The organism is Cytobacillus sp. FSL R7-0680, assembly GCF_038009245.1.
Taxonomy (GTDB): domain Bacteria; phylum Bacillota; class Bacilli; order Bacillales; family Cytobacillaceae; genus Cytobacillus; species Cytobacillus kochii.
In genome coordinates this window covers 1-15,483 of the sequence record NZ_JBBPAO010000002.1, presented here as the reverse complement: position 1 = coordinate 15,483, position 15,483 = coordinate 1, and the positions used below count along the sequence as shown (strand labels likewise).

General features: G+C 36.3%; 16 protein-coding genes and 1 riboswitch. Of the genes, 8 read left to right on the top strand and 8 right to left on the bottom strand.

Translation table 11 applies throughout. From position 1 onward, the window contains the following. Positions 1–171: 171 nt before the first annotated feature. Together sat and cysC are read right to left on the bottom strand one after the other, a co-directional pair. Positions 172–1,314 carry a sulfate adenylyltransferase gene (sat, locus tag MKY26_RS22140; protein ID WP_341099257.1) on the bottom strand — a complete coding sequence of 381 codons (1,143 nt, stop codon included), beginning with the start codon at positions 1,312–1,314 and terminating at the stop codon, positions 172–174. 16 nt (positions 1,315–1,330) lie between these two features. Next, positions 1,331–1,927, bottom strand: a complete 597-nt coding sequence (gene cysC, locus MKY26_RS22135) for an adenylyl-sulfate kinase (RefSeq protein WP_322909990.1) — start codon at positions 1,925–1,927, stop codon at positions 1,331–1,333. Positions 1,928–2,085: 158 nt separating this feature from the next. Between cysC and MKY26_RS22130 the strand changes: the two genes are divergently transcribed. After that, on the top strand, positions 2,086–2,856 hold the full coding sequence (locus MKY26_RS22130) for a sulfotransferase family 2 domain-containing protein (protein ID WP_307318596.1): 771 nt from the start codon (positions 2,086–2,088) through the stop codon (positions 2,854–2,856). A gap of 68 nt (positions 2,857–2,924) precedes the next feature. Here MKY26_RS22130 and MKY26_RS22125 read toward each other — a convergent pair whose 3' ends face one another. After that, complete coding sequence (locus tag MKY26_RS22125) at positions 2,925–3,536, bottom strand: DUF3298 and DUF4163 domain-containing protein (protein WP_341099255.1); 612 nt, start codon at positions 3,534–3,536, stop codon at positions 2,925–2,927. A 109-nt stretch (positions 3,537–3,645) separates the two neighbouring features. On the opposite strand from MKY26_RS22125, the gene MKY26_RS22120 reads away from it, so the two are divergent. Next, a complete protein-coding gene (locus MKY26_RS22120) occupies positions 3,646–5,388 on the top strand; it encodes a helix-turn-helix domain-containing protein (protein WP_341099253.1) in 1,743 nt (580 codons plus the stop codon). A 421-nt stretch (positions 5,389–5,809) separates the two neighbouring features. Here the strand turns inward: MKY26_RS22120 and queE are convergent, their stop codons facing one another. The 3 genes from queE to queC are packed head-to-tail and all read right to left on the bottom strand — an operon-like array spanning position 5,810 to position 7,651. Beyond that, complete coding sequence (queE, locus tag MKY26_RS22115; protein ID WP_095370231.1) at positions 5,810–6,526, bottom strand: 7-carboxy-7-deazaguanine synthase QueE; 717 nt, start codon at positions 6,524–6,526, stop codon at positions 5,810–5,812. Next, on the bottom strand, positions 6,519–6,995 hold the full coding sequence (gene queD / locus MKY26_RS22110; protein ID WP_340978149.1) for a 6-carboxytetrahydropterin synthase QueD: 477 nt from the start codon (positions 6,993–6,995) through the stop codon (positions 6,519–6,521). The genes queE and queD overlap by 8 nt, the downstream gene beginning before the upstream one ends. Further along, positions 6,992–7,651: a 7-cyano-7-deazaguanine synthase QueC gene (gene queC, locus MKY26_RS22105; protein WP_328199613.1), complete on the bottom strand. Its 660-nt coding sequence runs from the start codon at positions 7,649–7,651 to the stop codon at positions 6,992–6,994. Before queC ends, queD begins: the two co-directional genes overlap by 4 nt. A 52-nt stretch (positions 7,652–7,703) precedes the next feature. Further along, positions 7,704–7,748: riboswitch (PreQ1 riboswitch) on the bottom strand. A 234-nt stretch (positions 7,749–7,982) separates the two neighbouring features. On the opposite strand from queC, the gene MKY26_RS22100 reads away from it, so the two are divergent. The 4 genes from MKY26_RS22100 to MKY26_RS22085 all read left to right on the top strand — a co-directional run bounded on the left by MKY26_RS22100 (position 7,983) and on the right by MKY26_RS22085 (position 10,832). After that, positions 7,983–8,219, top strand: coding sequence for an Lrp/AsnC ligand binding domain-containing protein (locus MKY26_RS22100; RefSeq protein ID WP_307318676.1), 237 nt, complete (start codon positions 7,983–7,985; stop codon positions 8,217–8,219). A gap of 359 nt (positions 8,220–8,578) precedes the next feature. After that, entirely contained in the window at positions 8,579–9,817 is a 1,239-nt protein-coding gene (locus MKY26_RS22095) for an MFS transporter (RefSeq protein ID WP_095370229.1), read from the top strand. A gap of 355 nt (positions 9,818–10,172) precedes the next feature. Next, a complete protein-coding gene (locus MKY26_RS22090; RefSeq protein WP_322909995.1) occupies positions 10,173–10,403 on the top strand; it encodes a hypothetical protein in 231 nt (76 codons plus the stop codon). 54 nt (positions 10,404–10,457) lie between these two features. Next, positions 10,458–10,832 (top strand): VOC family protein, encoded by a 375-nt coding sequence (locus MKY26_RS22085; RefSeq protein WP_095370227.1) that lies wholly within the window; start codon positions 10,458–10,460, stop codon positions 10,830–10,832. Between the two features lie 46 nt (positions 10,833–10,878). Here MKY26_RS22085 and MKY26_RS22080 read toward each other — a convergent pair whose 3' ends face one another. After that, a complete protein-coding gene (locus tag MKY26_RS22080) occupies positions 10,879–12,087 on the bottom strand; it encodes a M20 family metallopeptidase (RefSeq protein ID WP_095370226.1) in 1,209 nt (402 codons plus the stop codon). Between the two features lie 48 nt (positions 12,088–12,135). Continuing rightward, positions 12,136–13,674, bottom strand: a complete 1,539-nt coding sequence (locus MKY26_RS22075; protein WP_095370225.1) for an AbgT family transporter — start codon at positions 13,672–13,674, stop codon at positions 12,136–12,138. 618 nt (positions 13,675–14,292) lie between these two features. Between MKY26_RS22075 and MKY26_RS22070 the strand changes: the two genes are divergently transcribed. After that, positions 14,293–14,916 (top strand): DedA family protein, encoded by a 624-nt coding sequence (locus tag MKY26_RS22070; RefSeq protein WP_251162903.1) that lies wholly within the window; start codon positions 14,293–14,295, stop codon positions 14,914–14,916. Between the two features lie 291 nt (positions 14,917–15,207). Continuing rightward, positions 15,208–15,483, top strand: a 276-nt coding sequence (locus MKY26_RS22065) for a hypothetical protein (protein ID WP_341099249.1), incomplete at its 3' end; no start/stop codon positions are given.

Below are 15,483 nucleotides of genomic sequence, written 5' to 3'. Positions count from 1 at the left end.
AACCCTTAGATAAATACTATATACATGATAACTATTTAGAGCTGGTTGAGATTTTAATTCCTGGCTTATAAGGACAAGGTACCAATAGCAAATGCATGTATGAAAGGGTCTACAGAATTATATTTGAGACGAAGTTATCTCCATGAGGAATGGAAAAACCCAAAACATTCTTTAATCCTTCTTTTTCATAGCATCCATAATTATTTCAATAACCTCTGGCCTACTAAATTGCTTCGGGAGAGTAGTTCCTTGTTTTAACATTTCCCTTACCTTTGTTCCTGAAAGATGAAGGTGTAAAGAAGTATCATGGGGACATGTTTTATGTGAGGCCATGCCATCACATTTAATGCAATAAAAGGTGTGTTCAAAAGGTAATATGGTTATTCCTAGTTCTTCCTTAGGGAATGTTGAAAATATCTTCTGGGCATCATATGTGCCATAATAATCACCAACACCAGCATGGTCTCTGCCAACAATAAAATGTGTACATCCATAATTTTTTCGTGCAATCGCGTGATGAAGTGCTTCTCTTGGGCCCGCGTACCTCATTGCCTGTGGATAAGATGACAATAAAACTCTTTCTTGCGGATAATAATGTGCTAGTAAAACTTGATAGCTTTTCATTCTTGTTTCTGCTGGAATATCATCTTTTTTTGTTTCGCCAACAAGGGGATGAAGCAGTAAGCCATCGACTAATTCTAATGCTAATTTTTGAATATATTCATGTGCGCGATGAACGGGGTTTCTTGTTTGAAATCCCACAACCGTCTCCCATCCTTGGGTAGCAATATATTTTCTTACTTCTGCTGGTTCTAATTGAAACCCTTGAAGAAAAGATGGTTTTTTGATTTCTTTTGTCAATGTGACGTTGCCACCCACATAAACTTCACCACGATTAAAAAGTTTGTCGACACCTGGGTGATTGCGGTCGAGTGTTTGATAAATTATACTGGCTTCTTTTTGTTTATCTGGCAGAAAAATATCGTTAATTTCAATATATCCATAAACACAACCATCATAGACTAAATTCGCTTTATCATTGATTTTTAACAACTTGGCTTCTTTTTTTGATAGAGGTAATGTAATTGGAATGCTCCAGATAAGGTGATTGGCTAGTCTCATTTCATGCAGGACAGAATAATAGTCAGCTGAACATAGAAAACCTTCTAAAGGGCTATAAGCACCATTACTAATTAGTTCAAGGTCAGATAAAGAGGTAACATCGAGATTGATATGCTTAGTGATATGGCTCGTGTTTGCATTTATGCTTTTTCTATTTATTAAATGTCCACCATGTGGAATAGAGTTTGTCATTTCTATTATTCCTCCTTCACTTAAGTCGCTCAATTAAGTAGTTTACAAGTTCATTTGCACACTCTTCAGGTGATTTTGAGTTAGTCGAAATAACAAGGTCTGGAGACTGCGGAGGTTCATATATTTGATCAATGCCAGTAAAATTTTTGATTTCTCCTAAACGGGCTTTCTTGTAAAGTCCTTTAGGATCTCGCAATTCACATTCTTCTAAAGAACATTCCACATATATTTCAATAAACTCATCTTCGGTAAAAAGAAAGCGGGCTAGCTTTCGATCTTCCTCGAACGGGGAAATTAGTGCTGCCAAAACAACAATACCTGCATCTACAAATAATTTGCCTATTTCAGCTGTGCGTCGAATATTCTCTTTTCTATCTTCACTACTAAATCCTAAGTTTTTATTGATACCGTGCCGTAAGTTATCACCATCTAATAGATAAGTACTCATATTTAATTCGTATAATTTAGTTTGTACAATATTTGCTATGGTTGATTTACCAGAACCTGATAATCCAGTTAACCAAACCATACAACTTTTATGATTGTGTAATTTTTGCCGATTTTCTTTTGAGACTTGTGATTGAGACCAAGTGATGTGTTTTCTACTATCCATTTAAAAATAACCTCCAATCTGATATTTGTCTCACTTATTATTATGCATATGTATTTCAGGTCAGCTTGTACAGGTCATTCGCCTGAAAATCACCAAATTCGTAACCGCTTATTCCCTTTCTCATATTCTATAAGTAGGAGAAAGGGGTTCGACGAACATTGACAAAAAGAATGCCTGAAATAGTAGCAAAAAATATGATGATGCCTTTTTATATCCCGCTTTTTTCTACCAACTTTCCATACGTTCTCTTATGGGTACCGAAAAACGGGTGCACAATTGTAAATAAGTGGTTTATGTACCATATTGGAGCTGCTGGGGATTTGTCTCAGTTGAATGTCGAAATGACGCATAACTATCGTGAATTTGTCCTTCGAAAACGATCAGGTTACGACGTTGAATTAAAAGAGGAACTTATAAATGGTGAAAAACCAATTGTGAAAATTGTTAGAAATCCATATAGGAGAGCGGTTAGTTCCTTTTATCATGCATTGAGTGGGGATTGGCTAATTAAACAATTAGGCAGTACTGTTCTAGAAGGTATGTCCTTTACAAGCTATCTCTTAAAATTGAAATCTTTCGGCGAAAGTATACATGAATTAGACAAACATATTGCACCTCAATATACCATTGGAGAGGAACAGACACCTATTCATTATGTGAGATTAGAGAATTTACAACACGAATTAATGGATTTAGAAAGAATTGCAGGGCTAAAAGCCTCTCCAATGAATGAGATTGCACGATCTTCACATCATTTTTCATCAAGAATGAAGCTAGAGGGTGATTATGCAAACAGAGTGATTAGTTTTGTCTATGATGAAGATTTACCTACAGTTAATAGTTTATTGAACGAAGAAACGAAGGCATTAGTAGAGGAAATCTTTGCGGTCGATCTGCATTTTTATGGATATAAGCTAGGGGAATATTGACTTTTTGGCTATCAAATGAAGAGATATCCTCAGTTGTGAGAAAAGTACATCTGAGGATTCCTTCTAATTTAAGAAAACATTTTACCTAACGGACCCTCATCATTAATCATATCTTGCAAAGAATAAAGTGAAATTGGGAAATAAATTGTCCCATAAACATATGGAAGTAAGCTATACACATCAAAGATTATGACCAATGTGAGGTCAGCGGTATAAAAGGATTGTGTATCTGTGATTCCGGGATAGGGTACGAGAAGGTCGGTGGTTAAACCTCTTTCCTGCAACTGCTGTTTGATTAGAGTGTTAAGCCTTACTTTGTAATTACTATCCTTTTTAAAGAGTTCTCCAAGTGTATATTGCTTACCAGTCAAACTGTTAAATGTTAACCCGCGTGTAAAAGTAAGGCCATGTGCACCCCCTGAGTATGAATAAACTGTAAGAGTTAAACTTAAGACACCTTTTTGGTTGTTTTTTAAGTCAAATCCACCAGTTAATTCAGTTTGTGGTTGTCCGTAACCTTGATCTTTCATTAATTGATTTAGGCTATCTGATATGGCATGATTCATTTTTTGTTGGGCAGCTGGTGGCGTGTAAGAAGATACTTGTGGTTTGAAAATATCTACACGATCATGTTTGATATGAATCGGTTGAATACCAACTGGTATTTTAAATGTATTCATCACATACACCTCCTAGGAACTAACATATGAAGGGGAATGAATCGTTATGTTGCGATGATAAGTTTTATATATGATAATAAAATGATGACAACAATTTAGGATGATAACTGTGTATGAAAATGAAAAAATAAAACAAAGATTAAATACATTTATCAACGTATCAAGAAATATTACATCGAATACGAGTTTAACAAAATTAGTACAAGAAATTATTGAGGCCGTTATTGAATCAATAGACAAGGCCGATGCGGGCTTCTTTCTTATATGGAATGAAGAGATGGAATATTTAGAAATAGAAGGAGCCTACAACTTTAAAGAGGAGATGTATTTACAAAATAAGCTTTTAGCAGGTGAAGGTATTAGTGGCTCTGTTTTTGAAGAGGGTTGTAGCAAAATGATTCATACGGCAGAGAAGATTAAAGAGGCAATGGGAAATATGCGTAATCAAACTTTGCATTATTATTTAGAGTCAACCGTACATGCAGCCATTCCTGTAAGTTGTATGTCTGTGCCATTGATTCATCAAAATAAGAAAATCGGTGTTTTAACGATAGATAATTTTAAAAACGATGGTTTTTTTAGTGATGAGGACTTAGCGTTCTTAGAAGCCATCGGTCACCAAATTGCAATTTCTATAGTAAATGCTAGAGCTTTTCAAGAAAAGGAAAAACAAACAAAAGAACTAGAAACCATTTTGTCTTTACATAATGAGTTGAATCATGTGGCTTTAAAAGGGGACGGTACATTTTCTTTAGTAAAGAAGCTAGCGGAAAAGTTCAGCGGATCGATTCTTTACTTTGATTCACTTTACCGCTTGAAAACATCTTATCCGCCTTCTGAAGATCATCATTTCTATATAAAAGAATGGTTAAAGAAAAATGCAAAGAAATTAAGTATTCCAAGATTGCTTGATATCTATAAAAAAGAAGAATGGGTAGGTCAAGCAATCGGGGTGATGTCTTCTTTCGGTACAATTGGTTTTTTGGTGGTAATTGAACAGGAGAAGGAATTAGATTTAATTGGTGAATTGGCTTTTAAGCACGCAGCATCTATTATGGCCATTGAACAAATGAAACAACAAGAACAAATGAAGCATCAACTCACGGAAAAAGAAGAATTATTAAAAGATATATTGAAAAATAACTTTACTCAAGAAGTACAAAGAGCTTTGAAGAGATATGGGATTAGTATCGAAGACAAGTGTATCTTTATTGGTATCGAACGGTTGATGAATGATGAAGTATTAGAGAGCTTTAGTTCAATAGAAAATCAGGTGAAAAGAGTATTTCAGGATCGCTTTCTAACTATTTGTTTTCCAGGTAGGGATATGGTTTATGTGATGCTCACTTCTAAAGATTCTATATTGAATAGGGAAGAAGAATTAAAAACGAGGTCAGAGAGACTTCAACGGTATTATCATCCGAATTTAATATATATAGGACGACCTGTCGATTCATTAAGACAAGCTGACATTTCATTTAAAGATGTACAAATCATGCCTGATTTTTTAGTTGAGCAAGGAACAAATTCCAGTAAAGTCATAGGGTTTAGAGAGATAGGGTATAGAAGATACTTAAACGATGTATCAGATGATGATGCTACTGCTTTTGTGATGATATTCTTAGAAGGGATTGTACAAGCAAATAAAAATGATTGGCTAAAAACGCTTACCGCATACTTACAAACAGATAAAAACGCAGTGAAAACAGCCGAAGAGATGCATCTACACCCTAATACAGTCTATTACCGCATTCAGCAAATAGAAGAGAAGCTTAATATTAATCTTGATTCATTGGAGGATTGTATGAATGTGAAAATAGCACTTGATCTTTATCAACTAAAGCATTTGTAAAATAAAAATAAATGAAAGGCTCTAGATAGTGAAGATTTACGTTAGCAATGGCAAGAAAGGTGTAAGTCTGCTGCAGAAAAAGTGATGCTAGGATAGTAATGAAAAATAAACACGAATGTCATTCTATGTTCGGTATGCAAAAACATGCTCCCTAAGTAGAATGCATTCGTGTTTGATTTTAAGGTGAAAAAAGTATATGTCTAATTAATTGTAATTTATGAGGTCTAAAGGCCAAGAAGTCCATCCAGGAGGTCAAAGTCCTGGTAGCCCCACCAGATATATACCTAACCAGCGCCATGGTATATGTGTAATCATAGAAGCGAGGTAGATACTATTTATGATTTGTTTGGTCATTGGATTCACCTCATTATTTCATATGGGTCATCAGATGAACCAATATGAAATAGGAGAAAAACAATCGTTAAACGCCGCGCTTATTTCCCCATATATATGTGTGTAATTGGGGGAGAACTCTTATATTTTTAAACTCACTATCATGCATTGTTTTCTCTAGTAACCATTCATATTTAGCTAGTAGGTTACTTCTTAGCACATCGTTATTGGTTGTCATGCTGTCATCGTTGCCAACTTGTAAGCAGAAGGAAAGTTTTGGATAGCGTAAGTGGACTTTTTTTGCATAAGCTAAATCTTCTTCATTAAAGACCACAACTTTTAAATTGGGTTGCTTTTCTTCAAGTTGAGCAATAATCTCATCTAGCTTATTGAAATCTGTTTCCATTTGTGAGCTTGGTGGTTTCGGGGATAATGTTAAAAAATCGATATCCTTAAACCAATCTTGCCACTTGCTACCTTGTGTTTCCAAAGCCGTCTGCACTTTTTTGTCTTTAAGAAGCGTCACTAATTCACCTAGGTTTTTTAGTAATGCTGGATTGCCTCCGGAAATAGTTACAAAATCAAAGTAATCTCCACCGATGTTTTTTAACTCATGCCAAATTTCTGTTGCTGTCATTTGTTTAATCAAATGTTTACTAGAACCATCCCAAGTAAATGAAGAGTCGCACCAAGTACAAGCGTAATCACATCCAGCAGTACGAACGAACATTGTTTTCTGGCCAATAACAATGCCTTCACCTTGAATGGTTGGTCCGAATATTTCCATTACAGGTATTTTACTCATCTTCCATCCACTCCCTTCTTACTTCAGCAAAGCTTGTAGGAGTTTCATAGAGTTTGACATATTCCACTCTAAGTTGTTGCGGGCTATCTATTAGTGATTCTTTCATTTTTTCGTAAACCCATACAACGATGTTTTCTGCTGTTGTATTCATGGGTGGTAGTGTTTCATTAATATATTTGTGATCGAGGTGAATTTCAATTTCTTCTTTCCAAAGTTGCTTAATATTTGCGAAATCAACAACGATTCCACGATCATCAGTAAAGCCACTAATACCGAATATGACTTCATAAGTATGACCATGTAGATTTTTACATTTCCCTTCATAAGCATGAAGATGATGGGCTGCATCAAATGTAAAGGATTTACTCACGAGTACCCTTTTGTGATGATATTTTAATTGGTCTTTCTGAATATCCTCATCTATTTTCTGGAGTTCCTCAACTATACGAAAGCCATATAAATCCTTCATGACATTTTCACCTGCAAATACTGAGTCAAGCCTTGCATTCTAAGCTCACAAGCAGGACATTCGCCACATCCGTCTGCGATGACACCATTGTAACAAGTTAGTGTTTTATTTCTAACATAATCAAGTTTGCCAAAATCATCAGCCATCGCCCATGTTTCCGCTTTGTTTAGCCACATAAGGGGCGTATGTATGACAAAGGGCCTTTCCATAGATAAATTTAAAGTGACATTTAATGATTTAATAAATTGATCACGACAATCCGGATAACCACTAAAATCTGTTTCGCATACACCTGTAATGATATGCCTTGCCCCTATTTGGTAAGCGAGAATGCCAGCGAAGGATAGAAATACTAAGTTTCTACCTGGTACGAAGGTTGAAGGTAATGCCCCATCTTCACCATTCTTGACATCGATATTTGATCGTGTCAACGCATTAGGCGCTAATTGATTTAGCAGTGTCATATCTAAAATATGATGTTCAATTTGTAAATCAGCTGTAATTGCCTTGGCGCAGTCAATCTCAATTGCATGCCTTTGGTTATAATCAAACGTTACAGCGACTACTTCAGTAAAATGTTCCAAAGCCCAGAATAAACAAGTAGTACTGTCTTGCCCGCCACTAAATACGACAATGGCTTTTTCATTTTTTTTCATAATTAATCTCCTTTTAAACAGAAAAACAGCACCACTAAGAAAATGGCGCTGTTTTTCCTTAGTTTTTTTGAGAGGGTTTAGCTAGAACCTCTACCGCTAAGCGGAATTTGACTTAAGTTGTCGCTAGTCATTATAACATAAATAATGAGCAGTATTCGTCTTTTTTTAGGCTCTTTTCGCTTCGATTGTTGTTGTTCAGCAAAAATTCACTTAGTATTACCTTCAATTTACTAGGTAAGATATAAAAAATGAGAGAGTTAAGAAGCTTGAAGAAAAAGGGATAATAGTTGGCTATAAAGCAATCATTAATCCAGAAAAAGTAGAATAACCCATAAGGGCTTTTATACTATACGACAATACCAAATGTGAACAATTTGTAGAGTTTTGCAAAAATCATTCTAGTGTTATTGAATGTCATCAACTGGCTGGATCATATAATTATTTAATTAAAGTTTTAACTGATTCTGTCCAATCTTTGGAAAACTTTATTGATGCTTCCATGTCATTTGGACAGACCTCCACATTGATTAGACTCTCTTCACCTGTTGAGAGTAGATTAATACAGTAAGACTTTTTGATGAGAAAAAGTGCTGTATTATTGATCATCTTTTCCAATGTATTTGTTTTGATTATGGATATATTACTAAAGGCTCTCGTAAGTCATCATTGCAAGGTCATATACTCTTGTAGGGAGAATAAAAAGGGAATACAAAATTATATTAAAAATAGCAAATCTTATAAATGATATTGCCTTTTTAGCATTCCTTCTTCAGCTAACTTACTTTTTGTTCCATAAAAAACGAGGGCAACCCATAATTCCCCCAAGGCCCGTCCCATATAAAACTCTATGTTTACACTTTTTTGAAAGTCGAGAATAGATTACTATATTTATAAGATGGATAATTTGGCAAAAGAGGTGAAGTCCTGATGAAATTAAGGGAGCATAGAAGCTTTGTTCGTTTTTGGATTGCATCGACAACTTCAAGCTTTGGCACATATATTACAACTTTGGCTCTTCAGGTATTAGTGGTTAGTAATATGGGAGGCAGTGCTGTTGATGTTGGCTGGGTTTCAGCATCTAGATGGCTTCCGTATGTACTATTGGGATTAATAGCGGGGGTTTTGGTTGATCGTTTTCACCGAAAGACGGTATTGGTGGTAACAGATATAGGACGCGGCATGATTCTTACCTTCATTTGCTTTATGTCTATTACAGAAGTAATCAGTATTGGCTTACTCATGTTCCTGCTGGTGCTCTTTGGTACTTTGTCTCTTTTTAATGATTCTGCCTACCAGTCCTTTGTGCCACAATTAGTTCCTCGTCCTTTATTAACACGTGCAAATGCACGATTGGAACAAAGCTCAGCGGTTGCTGAAACGAGCGGTCCAGCCATTGGGGGCGGACTTGTCTCATTGATTGGCGCACCATTTGCCCTTCTTTTTGATGCCTTATCGTATTTGTTTTCGAGTGTATTAATAGCATCAATTAAACACCAGACCTCAAAAAAAGTGAAGACTGGATCACTTGGTCAGCAAATCAAGGAAGGTTTGCGATGGGTTTATCAACACCAATACCTTCGTCCTCTCGCTCTAAACACCCACGCCTGGTTTCTCTTTCATAGCATGACGATGACGATTCTAGTATCCATTTTTTTAATTGAACTTGGCTTCGATGCCTTACTCTTAGGGTATGTCCTTGCCGCTGCAGGTGTTGGTGCTGTCGCAGGAACCTCACTATCTTCTCGAGCCGGGGTGCGCTTTGGTATCGGGCGTGCAATGGCTTTTTCTCGAATTCTCTATGGCCCAGCAGTGATCTTGATGGCTCTAGCTCCAGCAGCTAACAACTCCGATTCGTCGTACATAGCTCTCATGTTTGTGATTATAGGCCAGCTCTTTTATGGCTTTGCTATGGGAATTGAAGGTCCTCTTGAAATGGGATATCGACAATATGTCACGCCATCACATTTCCAAGGTCGTATGAATGCCACACTACGATCCATCAACCGTAGTGCAGTCGTTATTGGCGCTCCACTAGGAGGAACCCTCGCTGACGGACTAGGTTTCAAAACAGCTTTATGGATTTCGATAGGTGGCCTCATTTTATGCGGATTATGGTTTAGTCTTTCATCGATGCGAAAAGCTCGAATAGAAGACGCTGAAATCTAAAAAACTGCCGCGATAAATCTATAAATAATGCAAATACTACCTTATAGTACCGTGTTTAAAAATTTCTATAATTTAAAGGCATGAGAATTCTATTTTTAACTTGCTTATTTCTTATGTCATTTTAATAATTTCCAGTTGATACCAAAGTATTTCTACATAAAAGCAACAATCTTTACGATTTAAAAAAGCAGAAGGGATAAAAAAGTCAATGCTATTCTTAATCTATTCTGAGGTACTTCATGAATAAAAGGGAAGGAGTTTTTTAGGAGAGAAGAGAAGTAAAGTATTCAGGAAAAGTCTATTAAAAAGATAAGAACTGGCTTTAAGATTGTTTCGTGAAAGATGGTGTAAAGGAATGAGGTGGAAGCTTAGAATTCCTTTAATCTTATTGACGATGGGGCTAATGTCTAAACTCTATCAACTATTCATAGGTAATGGTTCCTTTTTCAATAGCTTACTCTATATCTTCTTAACAGGTGGAGTGATTTTTATATTGGAACGAACGGGCATTAACAATCAGAAGGTACATTTTTCATTTGGTGTGCAGATTATAATTGCCGGTATATTGGTAGATTATTTCTCATAATAAGATATGATTTTTAGTAAAACGAATGCTCGTACTAAGATGGAGGTGTTTCTAATGAGTTTAACGATTGATAGTAAGATTAATAATGTTTTTATTCATGTATCGAACTTAAAGTACTCAGCCACATGGTATGCGACTTTGATGGGGTTAACAATTAATCAGGAAAAAATTCAATCTCCTGTATTTAATTTACCTGTTACAGGTGAAACAGGATTGACCCTTGATGATCATACAAAAGACCCAAGCTTTGTTTTTAAACCGGCTTCACATGCGATGTTTAATTTGTACACCAGTGATATTGATAAGGCTTATCAATTTGTCATCTCAAATGATATAAAAATAGTAAAAGAAATGGAATGGGTAGGTGATTTGGCTTATTTCCTCATTGCTGACCCTGATGAAAATGTATTGATGCTATGCAATAAGTAAAAAATGAACCCAGTTCGCAAAAAAGAAGCGGACTGGGTTCATTTTTTTATTTGGTTAGTGAATCTTGAGTTGTTTCTGTTGTTGCTCCTTCAAGAAACTTTAAAGCAGCTGTTCCTAGTGTTTTAGCTGCGATAAGAAGGGAGCGCTCATCAATATTAAATCGTGGGTGATGATGGGGATAGGTAATTTGCCAATTAGGATCCTGTGCCCCTGTAAAGAAGAATGCTCCTTTTACATGTTGGAGATAATAAGCGAAATCTTCTCCACCCATAAGCGGAGCACATTCTACTACTTCTGTTACTTCTTCAATTTCCTTAGAGATATTCGCAATAAAAGTTGCCTCTTCTGCATGGTTAACAACAGCGGGGTAGCCCCGTTTGTATTGGTAGTCATAAGTTGCCCCAAATAGCTGGCATGTTGAACTTAAATAGTTATCAAGCTCTTTTTCTATTAAATCACGTGTATCCTCATCAAAGGTTCTTACTGTACCGATTAGTTTAGCTGTATCAGCAATGACATTAAAAGGGTTTAATGCCTCAAAATGACCAACTGAGACGACTGCTGGATGAAGAGGGTTCGCTCGGCGAGAAACAATTTGCTGTGCACTTGCGACAAATTGGGAGCCAACCATCACTGCATCTTTTGTTAAATGTGGTTCAGATCCATGACCACCTTGTCCTTGGATGAGAATATCGAATTGGTCTGCTGCAGCCATAATAGGTCCTTCTTTAACTTGTATCGTGCCAAGAGGGAAGGTTGACCAAATATGTGTGCCAAATATGGCGTCAACACCATCTAAGCAACCATCTTCAATCATAGAAATTGCACCACCAGGGGCAATTTCTTCAGCGAATTGGTGAATAAAAACAATTGTTCCTTCAATGTCTTCCTGGATTTTATTAAGTGCTTTAGCTAAAACGAGTAAAGTTGCTGTGTGTCCGTCATGGCCACAAGCATGCATCGCACCGTCGATTTTTGATTTATATGGAAGGTCATTTTCTTCTTGAATGGCTAATGCATCGAAATCAGCTCGAAGCGCAACTGTTTTACCTGGTTTTCCACCACGAAGCGTAGCCACAACACCCCTGCCACCAACACCGGTACGGACGTCATGACCGAGGTTTTCATGATAATCGGCTATATAAGCAGGTGTTTTCACTTCTTGATACGAGATTTCAGGATATTCATGTAGAAACCGGCGGATAGAAATCATTTCTTCTTCGTACTCTTTTAATAAAGCAAATAATTTTTCCATTACGTGAACGCCTCTTTTCAAAAAGATTTAAATAATTGAATAGTATAATTATAGGAAAATTGAGTCACCAGGTCCAACTGGTAATCCAAGAAGGTACCAAATGGAGAACAGAATAATCCATCCGATGGCAAAACAAATTGAGTAAGGTAATAGGGCAGAGATTAATGTTCCAATCCCAATTGATTTATCATGCTTTCTAGCGAAAGATAATAAAATAGCAAAGTAGGCGAGCATTGGCGTAATCGGGTTCGTTATGGAATCACCAATACGGTAAGCCATTTGTGTAAATGCTGGACTATAACCTAAATACATAAACATTGGTACAAAAATAGTGGCTAAAAGTGCCCATTTGGCTGATGCACTGGCAATTAAAAGATTAATAAATGCACAAATAATAATAAAACCAATTAACATTGGTAATCCTGTGAAATTCATTGCTTGTAAGAGCTCAGCGCCTTTAATAGCAAGAATAGGACCAATATTACTCCAATTAAAGAAAGCAATCATTTGCGCTGCGACAAATGCCAATACAATAAATGGAGCTAAATCAGCAATGGATTTGAACATTTTATCTGCGACATCTTTATCAGATTTGATCGTCTTTGCTCCGATGCCGAAAGCAATAGCTGGTAGTAAGAATAAGAATAGCATAATCGGTACAATACCTGACATAAATGGACTATTGATAAAAGAACCTGTTTCAGCATCTCTTAACCATCCATTTTCAGGAATAACAGCGATAAGTAAAATGGCGATATAAGCAAAAACTGTGATACCAGCCCATTTTAATCCCCGTTTTTCAGCGCTTGTAATTTCTGCAATCGCTTCTACTTTACCATCGTATTTACTAAATCGTGGTTCGACAAACTTAACGGTTACCCACGTAGCTAGTCCAACGAGTAGAAAGGTTGAGGCAATCAAGAAATAATAGTTCATTGTCGGATTACCGATATAATTAGGATCGACCATTTTTGCAGCTTGTTCGGTAATACCAGCTAACAATACATCAAGTGAATTTAGTAGAATATTAGCTGAAAAACCACCACCAACTGCAGCATACGTAGCAATTAAACCTACTAGCGGGCTTCTGCCGACACTCATAAAGATAAGTGCAGCAATAGGTGGGAATACAATAAATGCTGCATCAGCGGCTACGCCACCCACAATTGCTGTAAAAAGAACGACTGGAAGGATGAGCTTCTTAGGTGCACTTAAAACTGATTTTTTCATAACAAGTTGTATAAGACCAGTGGCTTCTGCAACGCCTACGCCAAGCATAGTGACAAGTACTAGTCCTAGTGGAGCGAAGGAGGTGAAATTGCTAACCATATTGGTGAGAATCTGTTCTATCCCTGCTCGGTTGAGAAGATTAATTACTTCTATCGGTTCTCCAGAACTAGGGTCAGTAGCAGAAACACCAATCTTAGCAAGTAAAAAAGATAAAATAAGTATCATACCTGACATGATTACAAATAGTGTGATAGGATCTGGTAATTTATTTCCTGCTCTTTCAATGCTATCGAGGAATCGATCAGTTAATTTCTTTTTAGCAGGTAAAGGTGCTTGTTGTTTTGGAATTGCGCTCATATATACCCTCCTTGTTGATTAACTTTTTTGAAAATTATAAGGGTATTACGAGGAAAAAACTATGTGATGAACTCTAAAAAAAATATATTTATTTAGATTATACTACAAAATTATACACTTTCTGATGATTAAAAGAAGTAGACAAACCTACATATATCATAGGAAGTATGTAATTTCTAACACTTTATCTCACTAATGAATTTAAGTGGTGAAAAATATAAGACTATGGAAATTAAATAGTAAGTAATAAGGGTTTTCTTGTGAAAATTGTAATAAATGGTTAGAAGTTGAAACTTTCACTTGTGGGATTCGTACATCATTATGATGGGAGGGTGTTTGATTAATGAGGTTGATCAAAAGAAAAAAGAGCAAAAAGAAGAAAGAATCCATTTGGGATGTTTTATTTGAAATCGTCTTGTGGATCCCTGAGATTCTATTATGGCCATTAAGAGCTTTATTTTTTCTTGGAAGGAAAACCTACCATTTCTTTATTTCTAATTAAGGAATAAGGTTCTTACTTCCCTTTCTTTCTTTTTTCTTATAATATGGTATTGGTGAAAAGAATAGGACATTGTTTACAGCATGATAAACAGTTTATAAATAAAAGGTAGGTATAGGATGGAACAATTGATATTAGATCTTGTAAATTGGTTTAAAGATTTATCATATATAGGTATTTTTCTTGCTCTTTGTATTGAATTTATTCCGGCTGAAGTTGTTTTGCCGTTGGCTGGTTTTTGGGTGTCTGAAGGAGACATGTTGTTCTGGGGTGTAGTCATTGCCGGCTCTTTAGGTGGTGTTGTCGGCCCGCTTACATTATATGCAGTGGGTCGTTACGGTGGTAGACCTATATTAGAAAAGTACGGCAAGTATTTTTTTATGTCCCCAGAGAATTTAGAGAAGGCGGATGCGTTTTTTGCTAAACACGGGGCATTTGTTGCTTTTTCTGCTCGTTTTCTTCCAGGGGTGAGAACAGTGATTTCTGTCCCTTGTGGGATGGCAAAAATGAATCCTTGGGTTTTCTCACTATATACATTATTAGCGATGACCCCGATTACATTCTTTTATGTTTACTTAGGTGTACAATTAGGCGAAAATTGGTCAGATGTAAAACCAATACTAAACCAATATCTTGTTCCAATTGGTATAGTACTCGTTATTTTGTTTGTCATCTATTTGCTTATAAAAAGAAGGAAAAATCAAAAAGCAGAATCCCTTTCAGATTTCTTAGGAAAAAAATAAAAATGAAAAGCAATGACTTCAACTGATTGATTAGTGAGGTCATTGCTTTTTTATTTTAAAAACAAAAATTCTCGAAATTTAAAAGTCGATCAGTTATTTGCAGAATGTGACCAATCATATTAGCAGGCACACACGGAGACAGATACAAGTAGTGAATACGCGCAGAAAACCAAAAGAGAAGGAAAAGAATTGCGCGCAAGTAACGTATATGCGCATAAATGATAAGGAAAGGGAGGGAATTGCGCGCAAGTAACGTATACGCGCACAAGGCAAAAGAAAAAAGGCAGAGAATTGAGCGCAAGTAGTGAATACGCGCACAAGACAAAAGAAAAAGGCAGAGAATTGCGCGCAAGTAGTGAATACGCGCAAAAGACAAAAGAAAAAGGCAAAGAATTGCGCGTAAGTAGTGAATACGCGCACAAGACAAAAGAAAAAGGCAAAGAATTGCGCGTAAGTAATGAATACGCGCAAAAGATAAAAGAAAAAGGCAAAGAATTGCGCGTAAGTAGTGAATACGCGCACAAGACAAAAGAAAAAGGCAGAGAATTGCGCGCAAGTAATGTATAC

Coding starts and splice junctions, on each gene's coding strand:
- cysC (WP_322909990.1), bottom strand. CDS start 1,927: ATGGATAGTAGAAAACACATCACTTGGTCTCAATCACAAGTCTCAAAA.
- MKY26_RS22085 (WP_095370227.1), top strand. CDS start 10,458: ATGAGTTTAACGATTGATAGTAAGATTAATAATGTTTTTATTCATGTA.
- sat (WP_341099257.1), bottom strand. CDS start 1,314: ATGACAAACTCTATTCCACATGGTGGACATTTAATAAATAGAAAAAGC.
- MKY26_RS22095 (WP_095370229.1), top strand. CDS start 8,579: ATGAAATTAAGGGAGCATAGAAGCTTTGTTCGTTTTTGGATTGCATCG.
- MKY26_RS22080 (WP_095370226.1), bottom strand. CDS start 12,087: ATGGAAAAATTATTTGCTTTATTAAAAGAGTACGAAGAAGAAATGATT.
- queC (WP_328199613.1), bottom strand. CDS start 7,651: ATGAAAAAAAATGAAAAAGCCATTGTCGTATTTAGTGGCGGGCAAGAC.
- MKY26_RS22070 (WP_251162903.1), top strand. CDS start 14,293: ATGGAACAATTGATATTAGATCTTGTAAATTGGTTTAAAGATTTATCA.
- MKY26_RS22090 (WP_322909995.1), top strand. CDS start 10,173: ATGAGGTGGAAGCTTAGAATTCCTTTAATCTTATTGACGATGGGGCTA.
- MKY26_RS22125 (WP_341099255.1), bottom strand. CDS start 3,536: ATGAATACATTTAAAATACCAGTTGGTATTCAACCGATTCATATCAAA.
- queE (WP_095370231.1), bottom strand. CDS start 6,526: ATGAGTAAAATACCTGTAATGGAAATATTCGGACCAACCATTCAAGGT.
- MKY26_RS22075 (WP_095370225.1), bottom strand. CDS start 13,674: ATGAGCGCAATTCCAAAACAACAAGCACCTTTACCTGCTAAAAAGAAA.
- queD (WP_340978149.1), bottom strand. CDS start 6,995: ATGAAGGATTTATATGGCTTTCGTATAGTTGAGGAACTCCAGAAAATA.